This is a genomic window from Pseudorhodoplanes sp. (assembly GCF_050250235.1).
GTDB lineage: Bacteria > Pseudomonadota > Alphaproteobacteria > Rhizobiales > Xanthobacteraceae > Pseudorhodoplanes.
In genome coordinates this window covers 35,932-61,913 of the sequence record NZ_JBFWPA010000025.1, presented here as the reverse complement: position 1 = coordinate 61,913, position 25,982 = coordinate 35,932, and the positions used below count along the sequence as shown (strand labels likewise).

23 protein-coding genes and 2 tRNA genes are annotated in these 25,982 nt (G+C 63.5%); 13 read left to right on the top strand and 12 right to left on the bottom strand.

Annotation, left to right across the window (positions count from 1 at the left end; genetic code table 11):
- Positions 1 to 18 precede the first annotated feature (18 nt).
- Both AB7F49_RS13640 and AB7F49_RS13635 read right to left on the bottom strand, forming a co-directional pair.
- The gene (locus AB7F49_RS13640) at positions 19 to 1,494 is read right to left on the bottom strand and encodes a TolC family outer membrane protein (RefSeq protein ID WP_428523159.1); all 1,476 of its coding nucleotides are present in this window, start codon (positions 1,492 to 1,494) and stop codon (positions 19 to 21) included.
- 174 nt (positions 1,495 to 1,668) lie between these two features.
- Positions 1,669 to 2,319 (bottom strand): protein-L-isoaspartate O-methyltransferase family protein, encoded by a 651-nt coding sequence (locus tag AB7F49_RS13635; RefSeq protein WP_428523158.1) that lies wholly within the window; start codon positions 2,317 to 2,319, stop codon positions 1,669 to 1,671.
- Positions 2,320 to 2,455: 136 nt separating this feature from the next.
- Between AB7F49_RS13635 and AB7F49_RS13630 the strand changes: the two genes are divergently transcribed.
- A tRNA-Cys gene (locus AB7F49_RS13630) sits at positions 2,456 to 2,529 on the top strand.
- Between the two features lie 65 nt (positions 2,530 to 2,594).
- A tRNA-Asn gene (locus tag AB7F49_RS13625) sits at positions 2,595 to 2,669 on the top strand.
- 336 nt (positions 2,670 to 3,005) lie between these two features.
- Here AB7F49_RS13625 and AB7F49_RS13620 read toward each other — a convergent pair.
- Positions 3,006 to 3,155: a hypothetical protein gene (locus AB7F49_RS13620; protein WP_428523157.1), complete on the bottom strand. Its 150-nt coding sequence runs from the start codon at positions 3,153 to 3,155 to the stop codon at positions 3,006 to 3,008.
- A 428-nt stretch (positions 3,156 to 3,583) separates the two neighbouring features.
- Between AB7F49_RS13620 and AB7F49_RS13615 the strand changes: the two genes are divergently transcribed.
- On the top strand, positions 3,584 to 3,712 hold the full coding sequence (locus AB7F49_RS13615; protein WP_428523155.1) for a hypothetical protein: 129 nt from the start codon (positions 3,584 to 3,586) through the stop codon (positions 3,710 to 3,712).
- Positions 3,713 to 3,880: 168 nt separating this feature from the next.
- Here AB7F49_RS13615 and AB7F49_RS13610 read toward each other — a convergent pair whose 3' ends face one another.
- The 3 genes from AB7F49_RS13610 to AB7F49_RS13600 form a co-directional block, all read right to left on the bottom strand.
- Complete coding sequence (locus AB7F49_RS13610; RefSeq protein ID WP_428523153.1) at positions 3,881 to 4,582, bottom strand: outer membrane protein; 702 nt, start codon at positions 4,580 to 4,582, stop codon at positions 3,881 to 3,883.
- A 218-nt stretch (positions 4,583 to 4,800) separates the two neighbouring features.
- Positions 4,801 to 5,175 carry a hypothetical protein gene (locus AB7F49_RS13605; RefSeq protein WP_428523151.1) on the bottom strand — a complete coding sequence of 125 codons (375 nt, stop codon included), beginning with the start codon at positions 5,173 to 5,175 and terminating at the stop codon, positions 4,801 to 4,803.
- 345 nt (positions 5,176 to 5,520) lie between these two features.
- Complete coding sequence (locus AB7F49_RS13600) at positions 5,521 to 6,672, bottom strand: mandelate racemase/muconate lactonizing enzyme family protein (protein WP_428523149.1); 1,152 nt, start codon at positions 6,670 to 6,672, stop codon at positions 5,521 to 5,523.
- Between the two features lie 203 nt (positions 6,673 to 6,875).
- On the opposite strand from AB7F49_RS13600, the gene AB7F49_RS13595 reads away from it, so the two are divergent.
- The 7 genes from AB7F49_RS13595 to AB7F49_RS13565 all read left to right on the top strand — a co-directional run bounded on the left by AB7F49_RS13595 (position 6,876) and on the right by AB7F49_RS13565 (position 13,499).
- Complete coding sequence (locus tag AB7F49_RS13595) at positions 6,876 to 7,340, top strand: carboxymuconolactone decarboxylase family protein (protein ID WP_428523147.1); 465 nt, start codon at positions 6,876 to 6,878, stop codon at positions 7,338 to 7,340.
- 11 nt (positions 7,341 to 7,351) lie between these two features.
- Complete coding sequence (locus AB7F49_RS13590; RefSeq protein WP_428523145.1) at positions 7,352 to 8,260, top strand: NAD(P)-dependent oxidoreductase; 909 nt, start codon at positions 7,352 to 7,354, stop codon at positions 8,258 to 8,260.
- A 119-nt stretch (positions 8,261 to 8,379) separates the two neighbouring features.
- A complete protein-coding gene (locus tag AB7F49_RS13585; protein ID WP_428523143.1) occupies positions 8,380 to 9,405 on the top strand; it encodes a TRAP transporter substrate-binding protein in 1,026 nt (341 codons plus the stop codon).
- A 134-nt stretch (positions 9,406 to 9,539) separates the two neighbouring features.
- Positions 9,540 to 11,366, top strand: a complete 1,827-nt coding sequence (dctP, locus tag AB7F49_RS13580) for a TRAP transporter substrate-binding protein DctP (protein ID WP_428523141.1) — start codon at positions 9,540 to 9,542, stop codon at positions 11,364 to 11,366.
- A gap of 272 nt (positions 11,367 to 11,638) precedes the next feature.
- Positions 11,639 to 12,256, top strand: a complete 618-nt coding sequence (locus AB7F49_RS13575; protein ID WP_428523139.1) for a YceI family protein — start codon at positions 11,639 to 11,641, stop codon at positions 12,254 to 12,256.
- Positions 12,257 to 12,298: 42 nt separating this feature from the next.
- Positions 12,299 to 12,874, top strand: a complete 576-nt coding sequence (locus tag AB7F49_RS13570; protein ID WP_428523137.1) for a cytochrome b — start codon at positions 12,299 to 12,301, stop codon at positions 12,872 to 12,874.
- A gap of 7 nt (positions 12,875 to 12,881) precedes the next feature.
- On the top strand, positions 12,882 to 13,499 hold the full coding sequence (locus tag AB7F49_RS13565) for a YceI family protein (protein ID WP_428523135.1): 618 nt from the start codon (positions 12,882 to 12,884) through the stop codon (positions 13,497 to 13,499).
- Between the two features lie 29 nt (positions 13,500 to 13,528).
- Here AB7F49_RS13565 and AB7F49_RS13560 read toward each other — a convergent pair whose 3' ends face one another.
- The 5 genes from AB7F49_RS13560 to AB7F49_RS13540 all read right to left on the bottom strand — a co-directional run bounded on the left by AB7F49_RS13560 (position 13,529) and on the right by AB7F49_RS13540 (position 20,608).
- On the bottom strand, positions 13,529 to 14,419 hold the full coding sequence (locus AB7F49_RS13560; RefSeq protein ID WP_428523133.1) for a fumarylacetoacetate hydrolase family protein: 891 nt from the start codon (positions 14,417 to 14,419) through the stop codon (positions 13,529 to 13,531).
- A gap of 88 nt (positions 14,420 to 14,507) precedes the next feature.
- The gene (locus tag AB7F49_RS13555) at positions 14,508 to 15,479 is read right to left on the bottom strand and encodes a Bug family tripartite tricarboxylate transporter substrate binding protein (RefSeq protein WP_428523131.1); all 972 of its coding nucleotides are present in this window, start codon (positions 15,477 to 15,479) and stop codon (positions 14,508 to 14,510) included.
- Positions 15,480 to 15,788: 309 nt separating this feature from the next.
- Entirely contained in the window at positions 15,789 to 17,651 is a 1,863-nt protein-coding gene (locus AB7F49_RS13550) for a feruloyl-CoA synthase (protein ID WP_428523129.1), read from the bottom strand.
- 66 nt (positions 17,652 to 17,717) lie between these two features.
- Positions 17,718 to 19,667, bottom strand: coding sequence for a TRAP transporter permease (locus tag AB7F49_RS13545; protein WP_428523127.1), 1,950 nt, complete (start codon positions 19,665 to 19,667; stop codon positions 17,718 to 17,720).
- The gene (locus AB7F49_RS13540; RefSeq protein WP_428523125.1) at positions 19,664 to 20,608 is read right to left on the bottom strand and encodes a TAXI family TRAP transporter solute-binding subunit; all 945 of its coding nucleotides are present in this window, start codon (positions 20,606 to 20,608) and stop codon (positions 19,664 to 19,666) included. Before AB7F49_RS13540 ends, AB7F49_RS13545 begins: the two co-directional genes overlap by 4 nt.
- A gap of 134 nt (positions 20,609 to 20,742) precedes the next feature.
- Here AB7F49_RS13540 and AB7F49_RS13535 point away from each other — a divergent pair, with 134 nt between their 5' ends.
- Positions 20,743 to 22,362 (top strand): GMC family oxidoreductase, encoded by a 1,620-nt coding sequence (locus AB7F49_RS13535; protein ID WP_428523123.1) that lies wholly within the window; start codon positions 20,743 to 20,745, stop codon positions 22,360 to 22,362.
- A gap of 3 nt (positions 22,363 to 22,365) precedes the next feature.
- Here AB7F49_RS13535 and AB7F49_RS13530 read toward each other — a convergent pair whose 3' ends face one another.
- Positions 22,366 to 23,592: a GGDEF domain-containing protein gene (locus tag AB7F49_RS13530; protein ID WP_428523121.1), complete on the bottom strand. Its 1,227-nt coding sequence runs from the start codon at positions 23,590 to 23,592 to the stop codon at positions 22,366 to 22,368.
- 236 nt (positions 23,593 to 23,828) lie between these two features.
- Between AB7F49_RS13530 and AB7F49_RS13525 the strand changes: the two genes are divergently transcribed.
- Complete coding sequence (locus AB7F49_RS13525; protein ID WP_428523119.1) at positions 23,829 to 25,145, top strand: NAD(P)/FAD-dependent oxidoreductase; 1,317 nt, start codon at positions 23,829 to 23,831, stop codon at positions 25,143 to 25,145.
- Positions 25,142 to 25,966 carry a DUF1365 domain-containing protein gene (locus AB7F49_RS13520; protein WP_428523117.1) on the top strand — a complete coding sequence of 275 codons (825 nt, stop codon included), beginning with the start codon at positions 25,142 to 25,144 and terminating at the stop codon, positions 25,964 to 25,966. Before AB7F49_RS13525 ends, AB7F49_RS13520 begins: the two co-directional genes overlap by 4 nt.
- Positions 25,967 to 25,982 lie beyond the last annotated feature (16 nt).

The window sequence follows — 25,982 nt, the reverse complement described above, 5'->3', positions numbered from 1 at the left end:
GTGGCGAGCGCGCCGCCGCTAGCGGCCGTCCGGCGTCCGTATCCCGATCCAGGAATCGCGCACCTGCTGGTAATGGATCATCGGATCGTAGAGCGGCACTTGCAGTCCGAGCACCGGTACCGACAGGCGCCCGACCGCGGACAGCAGGGTATAGGACGCCACAACACGGTCGCGCTGCGCCGTCACCAGCGCCACCCGCGCATTCAGAAGCTCCTGCGTCGCGTTCAGCACGTCGAGCGTGGTGCGCTGGCCCACGCGCGCTTCCTCGCGCACGCCGTTCAGCGCGATCTCGGCGGCGGTCACCTGCGAGCGCGTCGCATCGATCTGCGCCTTTGCGGCATCGAGCTGGCCCCAGGACTGCACCACATTGGCGCGCGCCTGATCGCGATTCTGGGCAAGCTCGAGTCTGCGCTGTCCCACCGTCTCCTTGGCCTGACGGATCAGCGAATATTCCTGACCGCCCTGATAGATCGGCACCGTCAATTGTCCGACCACGGAAGCGTTCATCTGATTGAGAACGGTATCGGAGGGCTGCCAGGCCTGCTGGACGCTGCCGGTGACCGTGACGGTCGGATACAGCGAGCCTTCGTTCACCTTGACCTGCAATTGCGCGACGTCGACGCCGTATTCGGCGGCGCCGACGGACGGATTTTCCGCCTGCCCCTGCGCCACGGCAAGGTCGAGCGTCCCGGGGACAAAACGGTCGACCGGCGTGCCATTCGCGAGCCGTGTCGGATCGACGCCGATCACGCGGCGATACGCAGCGCGCGACGTGGTGAGGTTGGCCTGCGCGGTCAGGAACTGCGACTGCGCGGCGGCCACCCGCGATTCCGCCTGCGCCACGTCGGTGCGCGTTACCTCGCCGACGTTGAAGCGGTCGCGGGTCTGCCGCAGCTGCTCCTGGATGACCTCGACGTTGCGCCGCTGCAATTCGAGAACGGCGGTGTCGCGCAACACGTTCATGTAGACGGTCGCGGCGTCGAGCAGCACGGTCTGTTCGATCACACGCAGGGTCTCGCGTGAGGCAAAGACCTGGGCCTCGGCCTGGCGGGTGCGGTTGGCGGTCTGGAAACCGTTGAAGATGTTCTGCTGAATCTGGGCGCCGACCGTTGCCGGGTTGAACCGCGTGACCGAGCGGTCGCGAACGCCGACTTCGCCGATGGCCTGTCCCCTGCGGTTGAGAATCGGCCGCTGCACTTCGGTCGTGGTCTCGGTCCAGGTCACGCCGTTGGTGTAGGTGCCGCTGATGGTCGGCCGGTAGCCGGACAGCGCTTGCGGCACGGCTTCGTCAGTGGCGCGAACCAGCGCGCGCTGTGCGTTGATTTGCGGATTGTTCTGATAGGCCTGAACGAGAGCTTCCTCGAGACTGGTCGAACCGCCGCCACCGACCCCAGCGCCTGAAACGGCAACGCGCCGTTCCGCTGCAAAGCCTGCCGAGCAGGCCATCACGCACGCGGCGGCCAGCAACCGACATCCCGCACGCGCAAGCGACATTACCAATCCCCCAACGGCCCAAGCGCCCGTAATGAGCCGCTCGCGACGGCCCACAGGCACCCGACTAAAGCGGAACTATAGCCCCCTGAAGCGGGGTTTGAAGCCCCCGCCCGGCATGTGCAGCGAAAAGAAGCGCCACCTGAGGGTTTCGGGATACAGGTGCGCCAAACTGGGTCAGAATGCGAAAACAGCCGGCTTTGCGAAACCCGGCAAGGCCGCCGCGGCCGCGTCGAATACGGGACGCTGCGTGATATCGTCCCCGTCGCGGCGATAGACCATCGCCTTGGCGGCGGGTCCGCCGCCCCGAATGCAGACCAGGCGCCCCCCGTCGGCAAGTTGCCGGCACAATTGTTCCGGCTCCACCTCAACCGCGCCCTCGACAAGGATCGCGTCATATGGTGCCCCCGCGGCATGGCCGTCGGCCAGCCGTCCCACAACCATCTCGACATTGCCGAGTCCACTCAGGCTCGCTTTCGCCTGCCCGGCCAGAGCCGGATTCTCCTCCAACGCCACCACCGAACCGCAGAGCCGCGCCATCACCGCCGTCGCATATCCGGTCGCGCACCCCACATCCAGCGCTCGCGAATCCGGCGCCAGATCGAGCGCCTGCAACATTTTCGCGAGGACCATCGGCTTGAGCAAGCGGCGACTGCCGTCACCCACTGGCAAATCGCAGTCGAGATAGGCCAGCCCCGCCTGTGCCGCGCCGACGAATTCCTCGCGGGGAATTTCCATCATCGCATCGATCAGGGGCCGGTCGGTGACATCGGCAATGCGGACCTGCCCGTCCACCATCATGCGGCGCAAAGTTGCGAAATCGGCCATGGCATCTTCCGGGAACGGGTCGCGGGCCGCTTCTGCGGCAGTGCGCTGGAAAACGCAAGGTCGCCGGTGCAGCTTTTCGCGCGGGTCCCTGCCGTGTTGCCCGGCCCGCACGCCTCCTATATGACCGGGGCCCTGAGGCCACGTGGCGGAGTGGTTACGCAACGGTCTGCAAAACCGTGTACCCCGGTTCAATTCCGGGCGTGGCCTCCATTTCGCGCGCCGCCGGGCCTGAAACGCTTGCAATCGGGCCGGGCTTTGTTATAGCCGCGCGGCGTTCCCCGGTAGCTCAGTGGTAGAGCAACCGGCTGTTAACCGGTTGGTCGCTGGTTCGAATCCGGCCCGGGGAGCCAAAAAAACTGTCCGGCCCAGATACATGGGTGACAGGTCGTACCAAAGACATGCGTGACAATCTCGCGCCGCGGTGCCGGTCGATGCGGCATGGGCCTCGCGCTCCTGGATCGGGCTGAAGAATTTCCGCACGCCGCGCATCGGCGCGTTGCGCGCCAAAGAAAAGGGCCCGGTGGAAGGACCAGCCGGGCCCGAGGCATCGATGGTGAATTGCACGCGCCGTTGAACACCGCGTCGCGCGGTCCTGGCTCCGGTCAAACCGTGCCTTGCCGCCGCCGCAGACACAAACGCGACGGCCGGCACCGGCAATCAGATCATTCGGCCGGGCTGGCGATGCTTCAGTATCCCGGACAATAACCGTAGCCGGTGCAGTTGTAATACGTGTAATTGACCTCGGCGCCTGATGCATCTTCCAGCGCCTGGTCGGAAACATCGAAGGTCAGGCATTCGTCTTCGACATGCTGAATTGTCGTGTCGATCCTGTTCATGGCTCGGTTCCTTTCAGCCTTCCACCAAAACCAAATATACATCAAATGTCGGTCGGCGCTTGTGAATCGTTTGAGCGCTCGCGACCGACTTCTGTGCATGCGAGTGCCAGCCGCGCCGTGCAGGAATCTCCGGCCGGCATTCACCGCGCTTCATGCCCTCATCCTCAGCAGCAGGCACCTGACCATCGCGGCATTTGCTGAAAGGCCTTGGCCGCGACAAGGTCGGATCTCAACCATCTTGTATCCGCCATGCGCATGACGCATACCGACTTATTTTTCATGATTTTTCAGAGTCTTAAGACCGACGCCCGATTGATATTGCGATGCACAATTTCGTGAAACCCGGTTCCGGACGGAGTGCCCGCGCAACATATCCGGGGGGCTCGGAACGATGGATTCCACCATCACAAATCCGGGGGGATACGATCATGACCTGCAAGCCGATTCCCTGTTTCGCCGTCTTTCCCGCGATCGTCGCTGCCGCCTTTTTCGTGCGCAACGCGCCGGTTGTGTTTGGACTGCTGGCCTTTGCCCTGATCGCTCTCGCGTATCCGTGAGCGGCGACAGCAGCCACGAGTCAACCCGGACGGTATGTGTTCGCTTCGCCGTGCGATGTCCCGGGTTGCGCGGCCTTCGCTGGGGGGCGCCGGACTGTCGCACGCGAAAAAGCCCGGCGTCGCCGCCGGGCCTTTCGGTCGGAATTTGTCGCAAGCGCGGAGCCGCGGTCAGAACCGGAAGTTCAGGCCTGTCCGAATGATGTGGGTGTCGGCCCAGCCATCGGTGACCCGCGTAGCCGGGATGCTCGGCACGCTGCTTGACGGCCCGGCGTAAAGATATTCGATCTTGGCGGTCCAGCGATCGAACAGCGCCCATTCAAGTCCGCCACCGACCGTCCAGGTCCAGGTCGTATCGCTGCCGGAGAATGGTCCGAAGCCGGTGACGATGCCGTCGTACTCGCTCTTGCTGTAAAGCGCACCGCCCGTGACGTACCAGAGCGCGCGATCCTGGGCGACGCCGAGCCGGCCGCGGATGGTTCCAAACCAGGGTGAATCGCCGGAGGCCGTCAGCGTATTGCCGCCGGCAAAGCCGGAGATGCTGCCGTTACCCGCCGAAGCCTGGAAGTCCGTCTCGATGCCGACCACCCAGGGCCCGTTCTGCCAATTATAGCCGGCCTGCACGCCGCCGAAGAAACCGTCGCCGCTACCGGAAAAGGTTCCGGCGGCCCCGTTGATGATGATGTCGCCGTCGCCGCTCGACCAGCCCCAGCCGATGTTTCCGCCGGCATAGAAACCGGTCCAGTTATACATCGCGACCACCGGTGGCGGCGCCTTGTAGACCGGCCGCGCAATGTCGGCGGCGGAGGCCGGCTGCGCGCTGATTCCGAACAGGGCGGTCGTGGACAGCAAAGCGATTGCGATCTTGCGCATGAAACGTCCCCCACTTCGCGGCGCGGCGGAACGATTGTCCCGTCGCTGACTGACGACCCGATGGTGGCGGGGAACGCGCAAGTCCACGGGTCCGTGGAACCGGCGTCAAGCGCTGAAGTCGGAACTCCCCCTGGCCAGCAATCGGCCTTCTGACAGCGCAACCGGGAGAGCTCGAGCTTCGTTCCTGAGGAACTCAAAAAAAATCGCGCTGGCGACTCTCAGTCTTCGAAGTCGTCTTCCAGCGGGGCCGGATGCCAGAGCGGGCCCTTTGCCAGCGATATCTTGCGCCGGCCATTCTCATGATGCGTTGCGGCCGGAGCCTCGGGCTGGCGCGACAATTCATACAGCGCCGCACCGGGGCGCCCGCCAGCCTCGATCAGATCCAGCTCGCTGCAGGTCGATGCGATAGCGAGGCTGAGCGGATGCAGATGCGCGCGCCGGTAGCAGAACAGAGCGAGCATCGCGCGCGTCTGCGCCGGTATGGTCTCGACCAGTTCGGCCAGCCCCTGCGGGTGCGATCGGAACAATTGCCCGAACAGACTTTCCGGTATCGGGCATATGTCGTCTGAAGAATTCAGGCTGTAGGACGCCATCGTCATCCCCCCGCAAAATGTCTGATTCGGAAATTGCGGCTTAAATTCTTAAAGCCCGGTTAACCCGGACCTCGATGCAAACCATGGAAAATTGAGTTAGCGCAAAGCGCCCCGGCCGCCGTGCGGACATCCTTCTTCCACCGCAAGGAAGGGAGACCCACGATGCCACTTGCAAGCCTGCTGGTCGTCAGCCTGATCGTTCTGGCCTTTGTGATCTTCGCGGCGACCCTGTTCTATGGCGAGCGCATGTCACGCAACGTGCGGCCCTGACTCAACCCGCTCATAACGCGTGGCGCGCCAGGCCCTTGCCGACTCATTCCTTGGCACGCTTAGCCAGTGGCAGGCTCAGCCCTTGGCACGTCCCGCGGAGAGCGGCAGCCTGGCGATCTCGCGGATGGCGTCGTGGTTCGGCTCGAAGCCAAGGCCGGGCCGGTCCGGCAGGGTGAGGAAGCCGTCGGCCGGCATGACGAGACCGGTATAGAGCTGCTTGTAGAGTTCGACCGCCAGATAATGGTGTTCGACCAGCGAGCCGTTGGCGACGCCGGCCTGCAAATGCATGTTGTGGTAGGACCACGCGCCGCCATTGGCGACCGAGACATTGTAGGCGGCGGCCAGTCCCGCAATCCTTACGCACTGGGTGAACCCGCCGGTGATGCAGACATTGGGCTGCGCGTAGTCGATCGCCTGCGCCGCGAGAAGATCGCGGAAGCGGTATAGCAGACCCTCGTTCTGCCCGCAGGCCAGCGCGACGCTCGCGTTGCGGCGGAGCTGCGCCATGCCGTTGACATCGTTCTGGGTCAGCGGCTCCTCGAAAAAAGAGATGTTCAATGGCCGGATCATCTCCACAAGCCTGGTCGCGTGGTAGAGATCAAGATTGCAGTTGGCGTCGATGAAAATCTCGATGTCGGGGCCGACGGCTTCGCGCACCGCCCGCACGCGTTTCGCGTCCTCGCGGATCGCGTCCATGATCGGCCGCTCGTCCTTGTGCTTCAGCGCCTCGCTCGCCACCGTCATCTTGAGCCTGCGGAAGCCGTCGGCGACCCATTGTTTCGCCGCCGCGGCCAGTTGCTCGCGGTCGAAAAAGCCGAAGCCGAACGTGGCATAGACCGGCACCCGCTGCCGCGCCCCGCCAAGAAGCTTCCACACCGGAAGGTTCAGGGCCTTGCCCTTGATGTCCCAGAGCGCGAGATCGACTGCCGCAAGCGCATGCGCGGCATAGCCCGTCTGGCCCCGCGGCATCGTGGTCCAGTACATTTTCTCCCAGATGCGCTCGGTCAGAAGCGGGTCGTCCCCGATCAGGTTCGGCGCCATCACGCCATTGACCACCTGCGCGACGACATCTTCCTCGGTGATGGAGGTGAGACCGTGCCCGACAATGCCGCTGTCGGTTTCGACCTCGACAAAACAGGCGGCAAGCGAGGTCTTGCGGTCGAGCCCCAGCACCGTGATGCGGAGCGGCACATTGAGCGGCGTTGCGGTGACGCGTACGATTTTCATCAAGGCCTGCCCAGTGGCTGCGAACCGATTTCGTCCCACTCCCGCGAAGTGGGCAGCGCGACACGTGATTTCGCCTTGCCTATAGGCGATCCGTCCGCTGCCCGCAATTTGCCGTGGCTCCGGTTGTGTGCGATTGCACGCCCTTCCGCTGACCGGTCAGACACGACATGATCGCGGCACGCTCAGGGAGGACCGATTTTCAGATGGCCAAGTCGAAAAAGAACAAGGGAAAAAACAAGGCATCGGCAAAGTTGCCGGCCGGCAAAAAGACCCGGACCAGGAAGGAATCCGCGCATCCGGACTTCGCGCGCGGCATGGAGGTGCGGCGCGCGATGTGGGGCGCCGACGGTGCGGACAAGCAGATCGACGCCGCCGGAGATTTCATCTGGCCGCTGCAGGAGGTCGTGACAAAATACTGCTTCGGCCAGACCTGGACCCGGCCAAAGCTGTCGCGGAAGATCCGCTCGATGATCACTTTGGCGATGCTGGTCGCGATGGCACGCCCGAACGAGTTGAAGGTGCATGTCCAGGGCGCGATCGCCAACGGCGTCACCAAGGACGAAATCCAGGAAATCCTGCTGCATGCCATGGTCTATGCCGGCGTGCCGCGCGGGGTCGAAGGCTTCCGGGCCACGGAAGAGAAACTGAAAGAATTGGGTCTCGAGTAACCGGTGTGACAATGACGAGCATCAAGACAGTCGGATTCATCGGCATCGGCAACATGGGCGAGCCGATGGCGGCAAACATCAAGCGCGGTGGCTTCGAAGTGATCGCGTTCGATCTCGACCCGGTGCGCGCGAAAGCCTTCGCGGAGGCACACGGCGCGCGGGCGATCACCGAACTCGCAGAACTCGGCAAGGCATGCGACGCCATCGTCACCATGCTGCCGACCGGCAAGGAGGTGCGCGAAGCGCTGTTCACCATGCAGGGCGGCGCGCTCGCGGCAAACATGAAACCGGGCGCGATCGTCATCGACATGAGTTCGGCCGACCCGGTCGGTACCCGCACGCTCGGCAAGGATCTCGCTGCGCGCAATCTCAAGCTGGTGGATGCACCGGTCTCCGGGGGCGTGACGCGCGCCAGGGACGGCTCGCTCGCGATCATGATCGGCGGCGATGCTGCCTCGGTCGCCGCCGTCCGGCCGGTGCTCGCCTGCATGGGCGGCAAGCTGTTCGAGGTGGGCACGCTCGGCTGCGGGCACGCGATGAAGTGCCTGAACAATTTCCTGGCCGCGACCAGTTTTGCAGCGGCCGCCGAGGCGGTCACGGTCGGCCGCAAGTTCGGGCTCGACCCAGAGGTCATTGCCGATGTGGTCAATGTCTCGACCGGGCGCAGTTTCGCATCGGAGATGCTGATCAAGCAGCATCTGCTGAGCGGAACTTTCGGAACCGGCTTCGCGCTTGGACTGCTGGCCAAGGATGTAAAGATCGCCGCCGACCTCGCCGAACAGATCGGCATCGATGCGCCGGTCGGACGGCTCACCCGCGATCTGTGGGCGGACGCCCGCGACGCGCTGGGCGGCGACCAGGACCATACCCGTGCGGCTTTACACTGGGAAAAGCGGGCCCTGCCCTCCGCCGCCGAGTAGAACGGCCGGCTTAATTGGTAGGCAGAACGCGGCAACGACGGCGCTGGCGCAAGAGCCGCGCCATCGGTAGTTTGTGGCCTTCGGATCGCCGCCAACAGGCGACTTTGGGAGGACCATCGATGAGACATATCGCCATTCCCGTGGCAGCGGGTCTGCTTGCTGCCGCTCTTGCCGGGCCGGCACTCGCGCAGGACAAACCGGTCGAACTGCGCTTCAGCCACTGGGTGCCCCCGGGGCATCCCATGCATCCGGCCGTCGAGGCATGGGCGGAGTCGATCAAGAAGGCGTCGAACGGCACCATCACCATCAAGATTTTTCCCGCGCAGCAACTCGGCAAGGCTTTCGATCACTACAACATGGCGCGCGACGGCATTGCGGACTTCGCGCATGTGAACCCGGGTTACGAACCGGGCCGCTTCCCGATCATGGGCCTGTCGGAAATCCCCTTCATTTTCGCAAATTCAAAGGAAGGCTCGGCCGCGCTCGACGCCTGGTATCGCAAATACGCCGACAAGGAGATGAAGGACGTCAAGTACTGCATGACGTTCGCGCATGATCCCGCGACCTTTCACACCACCAACAAGAAGATTGTCGTGCCAGGCGATGTGAAGGGCATGAAAATCCGCCCCGCCAATGCCACGATCAGCCGCTTCATCTCTCTGCTCGGCGGCACCAATGTCCCGGCCTCCGCCCCGGAGGCGCGTGACGTTCTGGAAAAGGGCGTGGCCGAAGGCATCACATTCCCGTGGGGCTCGATCGTGCTGTTCGGCATCGACAAGGTGACGAAGCATCACCTCGACGCGCAGCTCTACGTCACCGAGCAGACCTTCGTGATGAACAAGGACAAGTACAATTCCCTGTCGCCGGCGCAGCGCAAGGTGATCGACGATCACTGCACGCCGGAATGGTCCGAGAAGATCGCCACGCCCTGGGCGACGATGGAATCCAGCGGCCGCGACAAGATCAAGGCGCAACCCGGACAGGACGTCTATCCGATCACGCCGGCGCAGCTCGCCGAATGGCGCAAAGCCGCCGAGCCGCTGATGAAGGAATGGGAATCGCAGGTCAAGAAGGCCGGCGGCGATCCGGCGGCCATCTACAAGGACCTGCAGGACGAACTGAAGAAGCGCAATTCGCTCTACTGAATGGCGGGCGGGCGGGGACACGACCCCCGCCCGCTCTCCTTCCTTGAGGCTGCGGAGATTGAACCGCCTGCACGCGGCACGCGACATACGGCTGGCATACTTGGCTGTATTGCTGACGAATGCGGAGAAACCCGATGAAGCGCAGGTGGCTCAGCCGGCTCGCGGCACTGATTGCGGGGGCGCTTTGCTGCTCCGTCCTTCCGGCCATGGCCGAAAAGCGTGTTGCACTGATCATCGGCAATTCGAGCTATCAGAACATCGGCCGCCTGGCCAATCCGGCAAATGACGCCCGGTTGATCGCAGGCACCCTGCGCTCACTCGGCTTTGCGCTTGTCGGCGACGGACCGCTGCTCGACCTCGACCGCACCGCAATGGAGCGCGCGGTCCGCAATTTCGGTCAGCAGCTGCGCGGCGCCGATGTCGGTCTTTTCTACTATGCCGGTCATGCCCTCGAAGTGCGCAAGTCCAACTATCTCGTGCCGGTCAGCGCCAACCCGAGCAGCGAGGCCGATGTCGATTTCGAAATGCTGGATATGAGCCTCGTGCTCCTGCAGATGGAGAGCGCCGGAACGAAGCTGAACCTCGTCATGCTCGACGCCTGTCGCAACAACCCGTTCGCCGGCAGAGGCTTGCGCTCATCGTCCAGCGGGCTTGCGCAGATGCAGGCGCCGCAGGGCACCATGATTTCCTTCGCCACCCAGCCAGGCAACGTCGCGCAGGACGGCAACGACGGCAACAGCCCTTACACGAAGGCGCTGGCGGAAGCGATCCGCAAGCCGGGACTGGATATCTTTCGGACCTTCAACCAGGTAGGGCTCGCCGTCTCGAACGCGACCGGCGGTGCCCAGCAGCCATGGCTCGCGTCGTCACCGATCAAGGGCGACTTCTATTTCGCGGGCCCCGTCCCGGCACCTGCGGGTCAGATCGCCGCGGTCACCCCTCCCTCGGCGCCGGCTCTGCCGCCGCAATCGCTGCCCAGGCCCGCGGCCGGCGTCTTTCCGCCCGCCGAGCGAAATGTCGAACTGAAGTTTTCCCACTGGGTTCCGACTGCGCATCCGCTGCATGGCACGATCCAATCGTGGGCGGATTCGATCAAGCGCGCGTCAAACGGCACCATCGATGTCAAGGTTTTCCCCGCGCAGCAGCTCGGCAAGGCGCTCGACCACTACAACATGGCGCGCGACGGAATCGCCGACATCACGTTTGTCAATCCGGCCTACGAGCCGACGCGGTTTCCGATCGTGAGCCGGTTGGAATTGCCTTTCACCGCTACGAATGCGACCGCGGGCAGCGTCGCGCTCGACGCCTGGTATCGCAAATATGCGGGCCGCGAAATGCGAGACGTCAAGTACTGTCTCTCCTTCGCACATGACCCCGGAACGCTCCATACCACGAAAAAGAAAGTCGTTTTGCCGAGCGATGTGCGCGGCATGAAGATCAGGCCGTCGAATGCCGTTCTGGCACGGCTTGTAACCATGCTTGGCGGCACCAACGTGCAGGCTTCCGCTCCGGAAATTCGCGGGTCGCTTGAGAAGGGCGCGTCTGAGGGAGTCACTTCGCCCTGGGGATCGGTGACATTGTTCGGCATCGACCGGGTGACCCGATTCCACCTTGACGCTCCGCTTTACGTTTCGGTGTTCAACTGGGTGATCCATCCCGCCACATACAACGCCTTGTCTCCGGCCCAACGCGCAGTGCTCGACAATCACTGCACGTCGGAATGGGCGGAGCGGGTCGCCAGGCCCTGGTCGGACTACGAATCCAGCGGCCGCAGCAAAGTCAGGGCGCAACCGGGACACGATATTTACACCCTGTCTCCCGCGCAGATCGCGGAATGGCGCCGCGCTCTCCTTCCGCTGAAGGCGGAATGGGAGGCTACGGTGAGGCGCGCCGGGCACGATCCGGTTGCCATCGCAAGCGACCTTGAAGGCGAATTAAGGAAGCGCAATTCGCTCTATTGAGCCGGCAGCCGGGCATTCGCTTGACCCGGGCATGAGCAAGGGATCCGAAGTCCATCGCTGAAAAACCGAAGCCCGGGCAAGATCACCCGCGCTTTCCGGTCGGTAGCCCGCAACTCTGAAAGCGGTGGCCTCGCCCGCGCTGATCCGTTACCGTGTGAGCCGTGAAGCATACCCACGGCTCGCAAAGCGGGCCGTGCCGGGTTTGATTTCACCCATAATCAATGAACAGGTCGGCCCGGCGCGAAACCGGCCGACAGGGGAGGACAGCAACCATGTCGTTCGGTAATATTATTATGCCGTTCAACTCTGCCGCACTTCTTGCGGCAGCGCTTGGACTGGCCTTGCTGCAACCAGCGCAGGCGCAGCCGCAAAAAGTAGACGTCGACCTCGAGCACGCTGCGGTCACCTGGACGGTGTCGCATGGCGGGTTCACGTCGGTGATGGGTCAGTTCCGCCAGATCAACAAGGCGGAGATGATGTTCGACCGCAAGGACCCCACCAACAGCAAGGTCAGCGTCGAAATCGAGGCGGCGAGCATCGATACCAACCATGCCTATCGCGACAACTGGATACGATCCGAAGCCGAGCTGAATGTCTGGAAACACCGGACCATCACCTTCGAAAGCACCAAGATCGAGAAAACCGGCGAGAATACCGGCAAGATGACCGGCAACCTGACCATGCATGGGGTCACTCATCCGGTCACGATGGACGTGACCTACAACAAGAGCGGTCTGCACCTCTCCAAGAAATACACGATCGACGGCTTCACCGCGAAGGGCAAGCTGAAGCGGACCGATTTCGGCATGAAGGCATTCATTCCCTGGATCGGTGAAGAGGTCGAGTTCGTCATCCAGTTCGAGACCAAGCGCCCGAACGATCCGACCTGATCACGGCGCGAGGGCGCATCGTCGGGCACACTCGCTCAGATCATGCTGATCCGGAATACGGCCGAGCGGTTCGGTCTTGTGAGCAAGACGCTGCACTGGCTGACGCTGGTGCTGCTGGTCGGCGCGTTCTCACTCGCGATCAGCATGGTCAACATGCCCTTCAGTCCGCGCAAGCTCGAATTCTATTCGTGGCACAAATGGGTTGGCGTGACGATTTTCCTGGTGGTCCTGTTGCGGCTGGCCTGGCGTCTGGTCAACCCGGTGCCGGCCCAGCCCGGCAGCGTCCCGCAATGGCAGAGACGCCTCGCCGGGCTGTCGCATGCCACGCTCTATATGATCCTGATCGTCATGCCGATAACCGGATGGATCATGAGTTCGGCGCTCAACCTGCCGGTGGTCTATCTCGGCCTGGTCCATATCCCGAGCCCGTTCGGGGTGGACCGCACCCTTGGCGAGACGATGAAGATCGTGCATCTGTCCCTGGCGATCGCGCTGCTGGTGCTGGTGTCTATCCATGCGCTCGCCGCGCTCTATCATCACCTCGTTCTGCGTGACGATGTGTTGCGGCGCATGTTGCCATGGCCCGCGCCGCTGCGGACACCGGCTCCGAAACCGTGAGGTGGCAATGATGGAAGCGACGAGGCGATTCATCCTGTGCGCGGCAGCGCTCCTCGGCGCGGCCGTCATGGCGTTCACGGAGCCTGCCGCAGCGGAGGCGCCGGAATGGGCGGTCGACTTCGCCAAGAGCAGCATCGGCTTCACCGGCCGCCAGATGGGCGTTCCAAGCAAGGGGCGCTTCAAGAGCTTTACCGCAACGATCAAATTCGATCCCGGAAATCTGGCGGTCAGTTCCGTGGAGGTGATCGTCGATGCCGCAAGCGCGGATGCCGGCAATCCCGACATCGACAAGGAGCTCAAACAGCCGAAATGGTTCGATGTCGCGCGCTTCCCGACAGTGCGTTTTGTGACGACGGCATTTCGCGCCAAGAACGCAGAGAAAGGCGACTACGAGGCGGCGGCCCGTCTGACCATCCGCGATGTCACCGAAGAGGTCGTGCTGCCGTTCAAGCTCGCCATCACGCCCGACCCCGCCGATCCCGGCCAGCTCGTGGCGCGGGTCACGGGGGAGCTGACCATCAGCCGCACCAAATTCGGCGTCGGTCGCGATGAGTGGCGCGACACCAAGATCGTCGGCGACGAGGTCGGCCTGACGATCGACGTGCTGGCACGGCGAAAGAAATAGCAGCCGAAACGGCCATAGCCGAAAAGGGCTTACGTTGCAGGTGCCGGCGGCGGCAACGCCTCCTTCCGGCGCGTCACCGCGACCGTCATCTCGCCGACCTTCTCGATCTTTGCGTGCATCACGTCGCCGGCCTGCACCGGGCCTACGCCTTCCGGCGTTCCGGTCATGATGATGTCGCCGGGATACAGCGTGTAGAAATTCGAGCAATAGGAAATCAGCTTCGCCACACCGAAGATCAGCCGCGAGGTATTCGATTTCTGCCGCACCTGGCCGTTCACGAGAATCTCGAGGTCGAGATTTTCCGGATTCGGAATCTCGTCCGCCGTCACGAAATAGGGTCCGACCACCGAGAAGCGGTCGAGCGACTTGCGGAGCGAACGCTCCTCCGGTCCGCGGATGGTCATGTCGAGCCCGATCGAATAGCCCGCGATGTATTTCAGCGCACCCTCCTCGGGTACGTCGAAGCAGGTCTCGCCAATGATGGCGGCAAGCTCGACCTCGTGATCGGTGCGTCGGCCGGTCTCGACCACGGGCACCGGCTCGGACGGACCCGACAGCGAGGAATTCGATTTCAGGAACACGCCGTAATGGTCGATGGTCTTGATGGTCTTGCCGAAGCTGATCTGCTGGTCGCGGTTGGCCTCGTCGATATGCGCGTGATAATTCACCGGCGCGCCGATGACCTTCGAGGGGTTCGGCACAGGGTTCAGCAGCTTCACCGACGCAAGCGGAACCCCGGGGGCGCGATCGGCGGCAGCTTCCATCTCGCCGCGAAGCTTCGGCAGCGCCGCGACCAGCGGGTCATGCGCGGGCAGCGGCCAGCGGACCGCCGGAAGCCTTTCGAGAACGGCGGTGACATCGTGGACCCTGTCGTCCCGAACGACGCCGAGACGATCATTGTCGAACCTGCAATAGCGCATCCCTGCTCTCCGCGAAAACGTGGCGGCAGAGCTAGTGCATTCCCGTCACCGGATCAAATTCAATCCGGTGATCGGACCGTTCGGAAAGTCACTTCGCCTTGGCGCCGGTCTTCTTGACCACATCGGCCCACTTGTCGATGTCCTTGCGCAGATAGGCGTCAAATTCCTTCACCGACATGGTCATCGGCACCGCGCCCTGCTTGGCCCAGATCGCCCGCACATCCGGCCGGTTCACCACCTTGGTGATCTCGGCATTCAGCTTCTCGATGATGGCCGGCGGGGTCTTGGCCGGCGCGACGATGCCGAGCCAGATGGTGGTCTCATAGCCGGGCACGCCGGCTTCCGAGACGGTCGGAACGTCCGGAGACAGATCGTTGCGCTTGGCGCCCGAGGTGCCGAGCGGCTTGACCTTGCCCTCCTTCGCAGTCGCGCTCATGGTGGTCACGGCATCGAACATCATCTGGACGTGGCCGCCGATCACGCTGTTGCGCATCTCGCCGGACGCCTTGTGCGGCACATGCACGATATCGGTTCCGGTCATCGCTTTGAACAATTCGCCGGCCATGTGATAGGGCGTGCCAGGGCCGGACGACGCATAATTGAGCTGGCCCGGCTTCGACTTCGCAAGTGCGATGAATTCCTTGAGGTCCTTCGCCGGCACCGACGGATGGATCACCATCAGCAAGTCGGAGTAATTGATCGGTGCGACCGCAGTGAAGTCCGTCATCAGCTTGAACGGCTTGTCTGGCCGCAGCGTCTCGTTGACGGTATGGGTGTTGGACATCACCAGCAGCGTGTAGCCGTCCGGATCGGACTTTGCGACCGCATCGCTGCCGATGATCGAGCCCGCACCGGGGCGGTTCTCGACCACGAATGGCTGCTTCAGCGCTTCGCCGAGATGCTGCGCGAGCACGCGCGCATAGACGTCGGCCGGTCCGCCGGCGCCGAACGGGACAACGAACTTCACCGATCGCGTCGGATAATCCTGTGCCTGCGCGGAAATTGGTGCGGCAGCCACGAACAATGCAGCCGCTATTGCGAACCTGCGCCGGTGCGACATCGTCAGCCTCCCTGTTTTCGTTGGCCAATTGATAGAACACCGGGCGTATGGCTGCAATTCAAACAGACACGATGGGACAGCTGAAACGGAACTGTCTGGTCCGTACCGTCACGTCGCCGTTTTCACAGGATCGAAAATTGGTGACACCCTTCCGCGTCCCGCACGAAGAAAGGTCAGGCAAACGGCGTACTGACCTGATCGGCCGTCAATGCAGCGGAAGCCGCTCTGAGCTTCCTGGACGGCGCCTTGCATGCGCGCACAGAAATTATGTGGCCCGTGAAATACCCGGCGATCGCGCTCGCACAGAAATTACCCGATCACGACAACGTCTGGATGCGGATTGCTGTCGAACAGCCTCTCGCCTTCGGTCCTGCGGCATTCGAGAGCGACGCGCTGATTGATATAGCCCTTGTCGGTGATCTCGTTGCGATCGATCGAGGGCATATCGGGCAACAGAAGGACGCGTGCGACGCGCATCGTGGCGCCGGTATGGACCTTGTTCCATTGCGCGAAGGCTCCGCGCAGATGGATATGGACTTTCGGGTGCGTCGCATAGAATGCAAGATGGCCGTCCTCGCCGGTCACCTGCCTGCAGCCGGCCGCATTGAGCCAGGCCACCAGTCCCACCTGGTCGCGTCCCTCCCCGCATACGATGGCATCCTGCAGGACCGGCGTAGCCGCGGCGATGGCGCCGACGCGCAACGCGCCGACCGCGACCCACGTCCCGTTGGTCAGCTTGAAATCTTCGGCGGTGCGGCCGTCGAAAATCAGCCCCTGGTCAGGATCGTTGGGGTCGGCGAAACGCACCGCGTCGCCCGGCAGGTAATAACCCTCCTCGTCGAACATCGCTTCGGTGAGGTCGGGCCTGCGCCAATAGCCCGGCGTGATATTCGGTCCGCGCACCCGGATTTCGAGCTTGCCGCCGCTCGGCACGAGCTTGACGTCGCAGCCCGGCACCGGCACGCCGACATTGCCGGCCCTCTCCAGGAAGGTGTGCGCCGAGGTCGCGAGCGGCGATGTCTCGGTCGTGCCCCAGGCCGAGGTCATCGGCACGCGCTGTCCGGTGATGCGAATCGCGAGCGCTTCGAGCCGGTCCCACATGTCCTGCGGCAGCGACGCGCCGGCGTAGAACAACAGCCGCACGCGCGAGAAGAAGTGCCGCGCCAGCGCGTCATCCTTTTCGAGGAACGGCAGCAATGCACCATAGCCCGCCGGCACATTGAAATAGACGCTGGGCGCGATCTCGCGCAGATTCTGCACGGTCTGGCCCACCAGTGCCGGCACCGGCTTGCCGGCGTCGATATAGAGTGTGCCGGCCTGCTGCAGGATCAGATTGAAATTGTAGTTGCTGCCGAAGGTGTGGTTCCAGGGCAGCCAGTCGATCAGCACCATCGGCTCGTCTTCGATGAATGGCCAGCATTGCACCGATTGCTGCTGGTTTGCAGTGAGCATGCGATGTGTGTTGATCACCCCTTTGGGCAGGCTGGTCGATCCCGACGTGAACAGGAATTTCGCGATGGTGTCCGGCGCAATGGAGCCGACCGACTGATCCACCGCAGGGCCCGGCCGGGTCTTCTCCAGATCGGAGAACAGCGTGACATTCGCAAGACCGGCGCCGTTGTTGCCTGCGACGATCGGCGCGGTGACATGCGCGAGCGCCCTGGCGAAAGGCGCGGTATCGGAAACATAGACCAGACCCGGCGTGAGCAGCTCGTTGATATATTTGAGCTTGGCGTGGTCCTGGCTCTGCAGCGAATAGGCGACCGAGATCGGCGCGACGGGAATGCCGGCAGTGTAGCAGGCGAGCGTCAGGATACCGTGCTCCACCGCATTGCCGGACAGCACCATGACCGGACGCTCGGCCGAAAGGCCGCGATCCATCAGCGCCTGCGCGACCGCATCCGCCTTTTTCCGAGCCTGTGCGTAGGTCACGCCGGCCCACGCGCCGGAGGCGTCACGTTCGGCCATCAACAGCCGGTCCGGCTGCCTTTCGACGGCCCCGCGGAACAGGCGAGCGAGATTGGGCTCGTAGGTGCCGAGCGGATGCGCGCATCGGAGCACGATCGCCCCGTCGGAGCGGTCTTCCCGCACGACCCTGGGCTCGGCGTAGCGGAGGGGACGGAAAGGCGGTTTGTCCGACGTCCCGGCCGGCTTTGACATCGTCGAATTCACGGCGTCCTCCCAGACGACATGCACTATAATGCATGTCGTCTGTCGATCCTGTCAACGCGAGCGGGGCTAGGCTGATACCGGCTGCCGCCGCAGGCTCCGGCTGCGTACATAGTTCAGGCTGAGCACGGTGACGGACGCCCCGAGGCCGATCCAGTCCAGATATTCCGCGCCGGGGAACGCGTTGGGCGGCATCAGGATCGCAAGCGCCGCCGCGCCGAACCCGATGCGCATCGCCAGCGAGAGCGGAATGAAGCCATATCCGACGATCGCGGCCGTTCCCATGAAGATGCCGAGCAGATTGCGGGCGAGATGCCAGACGATCTGGTGCCACGGCGCATTCATCAGCAGCGCCGGCTCGAGCACGAACAGGAATGGAATAAAGAACGTGCTCCAGCCGACCATCACCGAGACCCAGCCGGTGGTCCATCCCGATACCCGCGCGATATTTGCCGCTGCATAGGCGGCGATCGCCACCGGTGGAGTGATCATCGACAACATGCCGAAATACATCACGTACATGTGCGCGGCCATGGGCGCTACACCGAGCTTGATCAGCGACGGCGCCAGCAGCGTTGCCGTCAATACATAGACGCTGACGGTCGGCATGCCCATGCCGAGCACGAAGCTGACAAGCGCGGTAAGCAGCAAAAGGATGAAGAGATTCTCGCCACTGATGGCGATCAGTTGCAGCGTCAATCCGAAGGCGATGCCGGATACGTTCAGCGCGCCGACCACCATGCCGGCCGCGGCGCCGATCAGCACGATGTCGAGTGCGGCACGCCCGCTTTCGAGGACGGCGCGCCCCATCTCCATGATCGAGATCTTCTTGCCGCGATAGCCGAACAGAAGCGACAGGACGATCAGCATGCCCGTGGCATAAACTGCGGCACGCTCGATCGGAATCTGGAAGATTTCCGGCCAGGCCAGCGTCGCAACCAGAAATGCGATCGGAATCGGGAAATGCCAGCCCGATCGCATGATCTCGAGAAAACCCGGAACATCTTCATCGACCTGCGCGGCTCCGATCCGATGCTTGGCCGCTTCCAGGTCGACATGCATGAACAGCGCCGCGTAATAGAGCAGTGCCGGGATCACCGCCGCCACCACCACCGCGCCATATGAAACCTGCAGGAATTCCGCCATGATGAAGGCCGCGGCGCCCATCACCGGCGGCATCAATTGTCCGCCCGTGGAGCCGACCGCCTCGATCGCCGCTGCGCGCGCACGCCCAAATCCGGACCGGACCATGAGCGGAATGGTCACGATGCCCACGGCAACCACGTTGCTCACCGCCGCGCCCGAAATCATGCCGAACAGCGCCGAGCCGAACACCGCGATCTTGGCGGCACCGCCGCGAAATTTTCCCATCCCGGACATCGCCAGATCGGCGAAGAAATTGGCGCCTCCGGTGCGGCCAAGCACCTGCCCCATCAGCGTGAACGGCACGACAATCAGCACGGCAACCGCAAGAATGTTGCCGATCATGCCGTTGGTATCGAGCCCCAGATAGACGACAAGACGTTCCGGACTGACATAGCGGGTCTGAAAATCGCCCGGCAGGTTGGGACCGATGAAGACATAGCCGACAAGCGCGAGGATGATGATGACCAATATGCCGCCGGAGGTGCGGCGGGTCGCCTCGAGGACGAGCGCGATCAGGATCAGGCTGCCGATGATGCCCTCCATCGGCAGCATCGCAAGCTCGTAGGTCAGTTCCTCGTACCGGACCGCAATATACCCGCAGATCGCAACCGACAGCGCGACGAAAATCCAGTCATACCAGCGAGGCCGGCGATGCTGCGAGGCGATGAAAGCCAGCGCCAGCGTGAAGCCCAGACAGACGGCAAGCAGTTGCTCGGTATAATACGCCGCTCCGAAAACGCGCCGCGGAATGTCGAGCACCCAGCCGACGACGCAGAAGATCAGCAGGCCCTGGAAAATATCGGTGGCAAGCGCGGTAGCGCGAGACGCGGCAGGAAGCCCCGCCGCGTCAGGCGGCCCGGCCTCCGCCGTCACTGCACCGCCTGTTGCTGGATATTGTTGTCCTTGAAGTATTTGACCGCGGCCGGGTGGTACGGCACTTCATATTGCTTGTAGGCGAAAGCCGGGGTGAACTCACGCAGCACCGGCTGCACCGCGATCAAGTCGTCCCGGTTCTTGAACAGCGTGTCGAGGAACTTCTCGACAAACGCGTCGCTGGTCTTGGCGCTTGTGAAGAACAGGTTGTCGAAGCTGTAGACCTTCGTCGGCTTGTCCACGCCGACAAAAACCGGACCGGGTTTCACTTCGGTGAGATAGCCCCAGGGTTCGATCTTGCGGGCCGCATCCATGCCCTTCTCATCGATCTCGGTCACCCGGATGCCGCCGGACGTTGCGTCGACCTCACGCACCTTCGGGGCGCCGAACGCGAAATAGAAGGCGTCTGCCGCACCGGATGCAAAATCGTCGGCGCTGCGGATGACGTTGGGGACCATCACCGGCTTGATGTCCTTCTCGGTGAGAGCCGCAGTTGCGAGCATCGCACGCACGGTGGGCTCCAGCGCGCGCATGGCAGAGAAACCATAGGGCACCCGCTTGCCCTTCAGGTCGGCGATGGTCTTGATCGGCGAGTCCTTGCGCACAAAGAACCCGACCCGCAACGGATGCACGGCGGCAATGATGCGCAAATCCTTGTTGCCCTTGGCAAGGCCGTCATGCACCTCCATGGCGTTGGCAATACCGACTTCGGCTTCCCCGCGAGCGACCATCGGAACGATCACCTGATCGCCCGCGGTCGGCTGAACCAGCATGTTCATGCCGGCCTTTTCCTTCATCACCTTGGCGACCGCGGACGCGGTTGTGTGGTTGAGCGTACCCGGAGGCAGCGTGGCAAAGCCGTAGGTTTGCGCGCTTGCCGCGTGACCCCATAATCCGATCGCCGCAACCGCGGCCAATGCCAATTTGGTGCAAGAATACATGATCATCCTCCCTGACGCTTTTTTTGGGATGATGGTCCGCCCCGGCTGCAAACGCAATGCAAAAACCGCGGCACGTCGGCCCTCCCCGCCCGGGCGCAATGACTCGTTTCGCGCACCACGCTACAATTCAGCGCATGCGATTGCAGAACGACACCAGCACGACCTTCGATTATGTCATCGTCGGTGCGGGCTCCGCAGGCTGCGTACTGGCCAACCGGCTGAGCGAAGATCCGTCAGCCACGGTCTGCCTCATCGAGTCCGGGACCTCGGACCGCCGCTTCCCCGTCAATGCGAAAAGCCGCATTCCCGCAGGCGGCATCATGTTCCGTCACGACCGCCGCTATAACTGGCTTTATCCGTCGGAATCGACTGCCGGACCCGCAAGCCGGCCGATCCTCTGTCCGCGCGGGCGGCTGTTCGGGGGAACATCGTCGATCAACGGCATGATCTACATGCGGGGCCAGCCTCAGGACTACGACCGGTGGGCGGCGCTGGGAAACGACGGCTGGAGCTTCGCGGACGTGCTACCTTTTTTCCGCAAGTCCGAGCATTTCGAGCCGGGGGCCGGACCGCTGCATGGGCAAGGCGGGGAACTGAACGTCGCTGCGCAGCGCTCGCCGCATCCTCTGTCGTTCGCCTTTGTCGAGGCCGCCGGGCAATGTCAGTTCGCAATCAATCCGGACTTCAACGGCGACAGCCAGACGGGCTTCGGTCTCTTCCACGTCACCCAGAAGAATGGCGAGCGCTGGAGCACGGCGCGGGCCTTCCTGCATCCGGCCTTGTCGCGCCGCAATCTCCACGTCGAGTCGGATGCGACGGCGCTGCATCTCACGTTCGACGGAAAGCGCGCGAGCGGCCTGCGGCTGCGGCGCGGCGAGATGGAATTCAGCGTTCGCGCCCGTCGGGACGTGATTCTCAGCGCGGGCGCGATCGCCTCTCCCCAGCTTCTGATGCTGTCCGGGATCGGCCCAGCCGGCGAATTGCGTGATCTCGGCATCACGCCCCTGGTCGACAATCCCGGCGTCGGCGGGAATTTCCACGACCATTGCGACGTGGCGATCGCGGTGGCGGATCGCTCTGCCACGAGCTACGCAATGTCGGCGCGCGGGCTTCCGGGCTTGTTGGCTGCGCCGTTTCGCTATCTGCAGAAGCGCGGCCCGCTGACGTCGATCATGGTGGAAGCTGGCGGCTTCATCCGCTCGCGGCCCGATGTCGAGCGGCCCGACCTGCATTTCATATTCACGCCCATGCTGCACGACCGGGCGGAATATCTGCCGCGGGGTCATGGATTCATGGTTCATGTCAGCGCGCTGCGGCCAAAGAGCCGCGGTCGCATCCGGCTTCGCTCAGCCGATCTTTCCGATCCGCCACTGCTGCGGCCAAATCTGCTGTCCCATGAAGACGATCTGCAGCTTCTGATCGAGGGCCTTCGGGTCGCCCGCCGCATCATTGCGGCGCCTGCGCTCGCGCCGTTCCGTTCGGGTGAACTGTCTCCGGGCTCTGCAGTGGAGACGCAGGTGCAGCTCGCGGACTATGTGCGCGGCACGGTCGCAACCGTGTTCCATCCGGTCGGCACCTGCAAGATGGGCGTCGACAGCCTGGCGGTAGTCGATCCGTCGCTGCGCGTGCACGGCATCGGCGGCCTGCGGGTGATCGACGCTTCGGTGATGCCGGAGATCGTCAGCGGCAACACCAACGCGCCCACCGTAATGATCGCAGAAAAGGGCGCCGCCCTGATCGCCGCGTCGCGGTAACCGTCAGGCAGCGGACTTCGCATGCATGTGGTTGATGCGCAGCGACGGCGTGGACGCATCAAGATGCAGGACGAACTCGGGGGTCGCAAGTTCGCAGCGGTTGCGCCCCCGCTCCTTGGCCGCGTACAGGGCCTGATCCGCCTGTCCCAGCAACGCGGACATGTCGAGCGGTGCGTTCTCGCTCACCGCGACCCCGATGCTGCAGGTCGCGGCAACCGGATAGCCCTCGACCTCGAATGCCGCATCTTCAAACGCCTGCCGGATCGTCTCCGCAAGCTCCATCGCGCGGTCACGATCGACGTCGTAGAGCGCGACGGCGAACTCCTCGCCCCCCAGCCGGCCAAGCAGATCATGGGGCCCGATGTTGGAATGCGTGGTCTCGGCGAAGAGCTGCAGGACACGATCGCCGAGCGCATGGCCGAAGGAATCGTTGATCGACTTGAAGTGGTCGAGATCGACGAGCAGCACCGCCGCCGGGCGCGGAGCGGCGTCGATTCGCTGCGCCATCACCTCGGCTCCCTCCAGAAACGCGCGGCGGTTCGGAATTCCGGTCAGCGGATCGACGAGAGACGCGACCCTGTGCAAGAATTCGATGCGCTCCTTCGCCATGGCAAGCAGGATGAAAGCAATGGCGATGGTGAATAGCAGGGCCTCGAAGCTCAGCACCGTGAGCCACACGCTCTCGTAGACCTGCGAATCCGGAATCCACGGCAGCGCCGCCGCGAGCGGCGTGCGCAACAGGAAGAGCGAGCCGTGAGCGAACAGCATGAAGATCGCGGGCCAGCGCGACACCAGCGGCTCGCTGCGGCCACGCCAGAATTCATAGGCTGTCCCCCACGTATAGCCGGTGATGATAAAGGACGAGATCAGGATGCGCGCTTCCATCGAATGCGCAATCATCGGAATCTGGCAGACCGCGAGCCACAGCACCGCTCCGCCGAACAATCCGATGTAGCTTGGCGAGCGGCCGTCAAACACGCGCGCGCCGGTCCAGGTCACGGCAAAGGCCGTGAAAAGGACGGCGTTCGACAAATCGATCGATATCCAGTCGGGCGCGGACCCGTAGGTCCCGAACAGGACCACCGAACCCGCGCGCAAGAGATGTGCGGAGCCCCACCAGGCAACGGCCGTGATCGCCGAGTTCTGCACCCAGGCAAACAGCAGCAGCAGCCCGAGCATCGCCTCGACATAGATCGTCACGAGGAACAGGGTGTTGACGTCGAGATTCATTGCTTTGCCACCGGGCGAACGGATGCCTGTCGGCGCTGCACCGTTCCAGGAAAGTTCCAATATCCGATACGGGCCAAGAATGGATGAAGACCGGTCCGCGGCCCGCATGGGATGCGCCGGATGGTTTCAGCATCCTTTCAAGAATCCGCGGCCTTGGAGCGATTGTGCTCGGCCTGTGAAACCGGCTCGCAGCGCTTCCGTAGCTTGCCTGGAACGGCAGGATCGGGGCTCGGGAAATGCGGATTGCGGTGGTCGGAACGGGAATTGCCGGCAATGCCGCGGCCTATGCGCTGTCATCGTCCCGGAACAGCCTGACGGTCTATGAGCGCGAATGCCGCCCCGGTGGCCACAGCCACACCGTCGAAATCGACTATGACGGCAGCCGGATCGCAGTTGATATCGGATTTATTGTCTATAACGAACCGAATTACCCCGACCTGACCGCGCTGTTCGATCGGCTCGGGATCGAGACGATCCCCACCCGGATGAGCTTTTCGGTGTCGTCCAATGGCGGAGCGCTGGAATGGATGGGAGGCGGCCAGCGGCTGACCGAGACACTGAACGGCGTGTTCGCGCAGCGCTCGAACCTGGTATCGCTTCCGTTCTGGAGGATGTTGCACGACGTCCTCCGCTTCAATCGAGAAGCGCTTGCGGATCGTGCCGCCGGCCGTCTGCGCGGTCCGACGCTCGGCGAATATCTCGCCACGCGGCGTTATTCGGAACGCCTCAGACGGGACTATCTCGTCCCGATGGGCGCCGCGATCTGGTCGACCCCGGTGGACCAGATGCTGGATTTCCCGGTGGAGAATTTTGTCGCCTTCTTCGACAATCACCGGCTGCTGCATCATGAGCGGCCGGTCTGGCGTACCGTCCGTGGCGGCAGCCGCCGCTATGTGGAAGCCCTCATCGCCCCCTTTCGCGACCGTGTCCGCCTCGGTCTGTCGGTGCGAGCGATCGAGCGCGTCCGCGAAGGCGTGTTCGTGACCGACAGCCTGGGCCGCCGTGAACGCTTCGATCAGGTGGTGGTTGCTGCTCATTCCGACCAGGCATTGGCAATGCTGTGCGATCCCAGCGAGCAGGAACGCTCGGTCCTGGGGGCGATCCGCTATCGGCCGAACGCGGTTTATCTGCACCGGGATGCGCGATTGATGCCAAAGCGCAGACGCGCCTGGGCGGCATGGAACTTCATCCGTGGCAACGGTCGCGGCGAAGCCGGCGGTGACGTTGCGGTGACCTACTGGATGAACGCGCTCCAGGGAATCGACCCGGAAAGGCCGCTGTTCGTCAGCCTCAATCCGCCCTTCGAACCCGATCCCGCGCGCACCTTTGCCCATTTCACCTGCGACCATCCGCAATTCGATTCGTCCGCCTTTGCCGCTCAGGCCCGCCTCTACGACATCCAGGGCACCAACCGCACCTGGTTTTGCGGTGCGTGGACCGGATACGGATTCCACGAAGATGGCTTGCGCTCGGGCCTGGCCGTTGCGGAGAAACTCGGCGGAAGCGTCCCGTGGCGGGCTGCCGTTCCATCTTATGCGGAGGCGGCGGAGTGACCGCTCGACCGCAGGGCCAAAACCCACCGGCCCTGCTGTACCGGGGCGAGGTGATGCATGCGCGGCTGAAGCCGGTGCCGCATCGTTTCGTCTATCGCGTGCTGAACCTCCTGATCGACCTCGACCGGCTGGATGAGGCCGGCCGCCTGTCCCCGCTGTTCGGCGTCAACCGGCGCGGCGTCTTCAGTTTTCGCGAACGCGATCACGGTCCACGCGATGGCACCCCGCTCGCCGGCTATGTCCGGTCCATCGCGGCGGGCGCCGGCGTCGACCTGTCCCGCGGCCGAATCATGCTGCTGTGCTACCCGCGGCTTCTGGGCTACGCTTTCAACCCGCTGTCGGTTTATTACTGTTATCGCTCCGACGGCACGCTGGCACTGCTGGTCTACGAGGTCCGCAATACCTTCGGCGGCCACCACAGCTATGTCTGCCCGGTCAGCGCCGCGCAAACGAGCGCGGCCGGAATCCGGCAAAGCCACCCGAAGCGCCTCTACGTATCGCCCTTTATCGGCATGGACATGCGCTATCATTTTCGCCTCACCCTGCCGGGTGACGAGCTGAAACTGCGCATTCTTGAAACCGACGACCAGGGCCCGCTGCTGGCCGCCAGCTTCCACGGCCGCAGACAAACCTTGACGAGCCCCCACCTTGTTGCGGCATTCTGCACCTTGCCGCTTGTGACGCTGAAGGTGATGGTCGGGATTCACTACGAGGCCGCGCGGCTGTGGCTGAAGGGGGTGCGTTTTCACCCCGGCCCGCAGCGCGCGTCCGCCCCCCGATCCGCCGATCAGGGCCATCCGGCGCAGGAGAGACCCGGATAGCGCCGAGGGCCAAATC

Bases quoted from the DNA above. Each gene is read 5' to 3' on its own strand.
- AB7F49_RS13635 (WP_428523158.1), bottom strand. From the start codon at position 2,319: ATGGCCGATTTCGCAACTTTGCGCCGCATGATGGTGGACGGGCAGGTC.
- AB7F49_RS13530 (WP_428523121.1), bottom strand. From the start codon at position 23,592: ATGAATCTCGACGTCAACACCCTGTTCCTCGTGACGATCTATGTCGAG.
- AB7F49_RS13615 (WP_428523155.1), top strand. From the start codon at position 3,584: ATGACCTGCAAGCCGATTCCCTGTTTCGCCGTCTTTCCCGCGATCGTC.
- AB7F49_RS13590 (WP_428523145.1), top strand. From the start codon at position 7,352: ATGACGAGCATCAAGACAGTCGGATTCATCGGCATCGGCAACATGGGC.
- AB7F49_RS13605 (WP_428523151.1), bottom strand. From the start codon at position 5,175: ATGGCGTCCTACAGCCTGAATTCTTCAGACGACATATGCCCGATACCG.
- AB7F49_RS13540 (WP_428523125.1), bottom strand. From the start codon at position 20,608: ATGTATTCTTGCACCAAATTGGCATTGGCCGCGGTTGCGGCGATCGGA.
- dctP (WP_428523141.1), top strand. From the start codon at position 9,540: ATGAAGCGCAGGTGGCTCAGCCGGCTCGCGGCACTGATTGCGGGGGCG.
- AB7F49_RS13575 (WP_428523139.1), top strand. From the start codon at position 11,639: ATGTCGTTCGGTAATATTATTATGCCGTTCAACTCTGCCGCACTTCTT.
- AB7F49_RS13570 (WP_428523137.1), top strand. From the start codon at position 12,299: ATGCTGATCCGGAATACGGCCGAGCGGTTCGGTCTTGTGAGCAAGACG.
- AB7F49_RS13585 (WP_428523143.1), top strand. From the start codon at position 8,380: ATGAGACATATCGCCATTCCCGTGGCAGCGGGTCTGCTTGCTGCCGCT.
- AB7F49_RS13560 (WP_428523133.1), bottom strand. From the start codon at position 14,419: ATGCGCTATTGCAGGTTCGACAATGATCGTCTCGGCGTCGTTCGGGAC.
- AB7F49_RS13610 (WP_428523153.1), bottom strand. From the start codon at position 4,582: ATGCGCAAGATCGCAATCGCTTTGCTGTCCACGACCGCCCTGTTCGGA.
- AB7F49_RS13555 (WP_428523131.1), bottom strand. From the start codon at position 15,479: ATGTCGCACCGGCGCAGGTTCGCAATAGCGGCTGCATTGTTCGTGGCT.
- AB7F49_RS13595 (WP_428523147.1), top strand. From the start codon at position 6,876: ATGGCCAAGTCGAAAAAGAACAAGGGAAAAAACAAGGCATCGGCAAAG.
- AB7F49_RS13620 (WP_428523157.1), bottom strand. From the start codon at position 3,155: ATGAACAGGATCGACACGACAATTCAGCATGTCGAAGACGAATGCCTG.
- AB7F49_RS13640 (WP_428523159.1), bottom strand. From the start codon at position 1,494: ATGTCGCTTGCGCGTGCGGGATGTCGGTTGCTGGCCGCCGCGTGCGTG.
- AB7F49_RS13565 (WP_428523135.1), top strand. From the start codon at position 12,882: ATGATGGAAGCGACGAGGCGATTCATCCTGTGCGCGGCAGCGCTCCTC.
- AB7F49_RS13525 (WP_428523119.1), top strand. From the start codon at position 23,829: ATGCGGATTGCGGTGGTCGGAACGGGAATTGCCGGCAATGCCGCGGCC.
- AB7F49_RS13600 (WP_428523149.1), bottom strand. From the start codon at position 6,672: ATGAAAATCGTACGCGTCACCGCAACGCCGCTCAATGTGCCGCTCCGC.
- AB7F49_RS13535 (WP_428523123.1), top strand. From the start codon at position 20,743: ATGCGATTGCAGAACGACACCAGCACGACCTTCGATTATGTCATCGTC.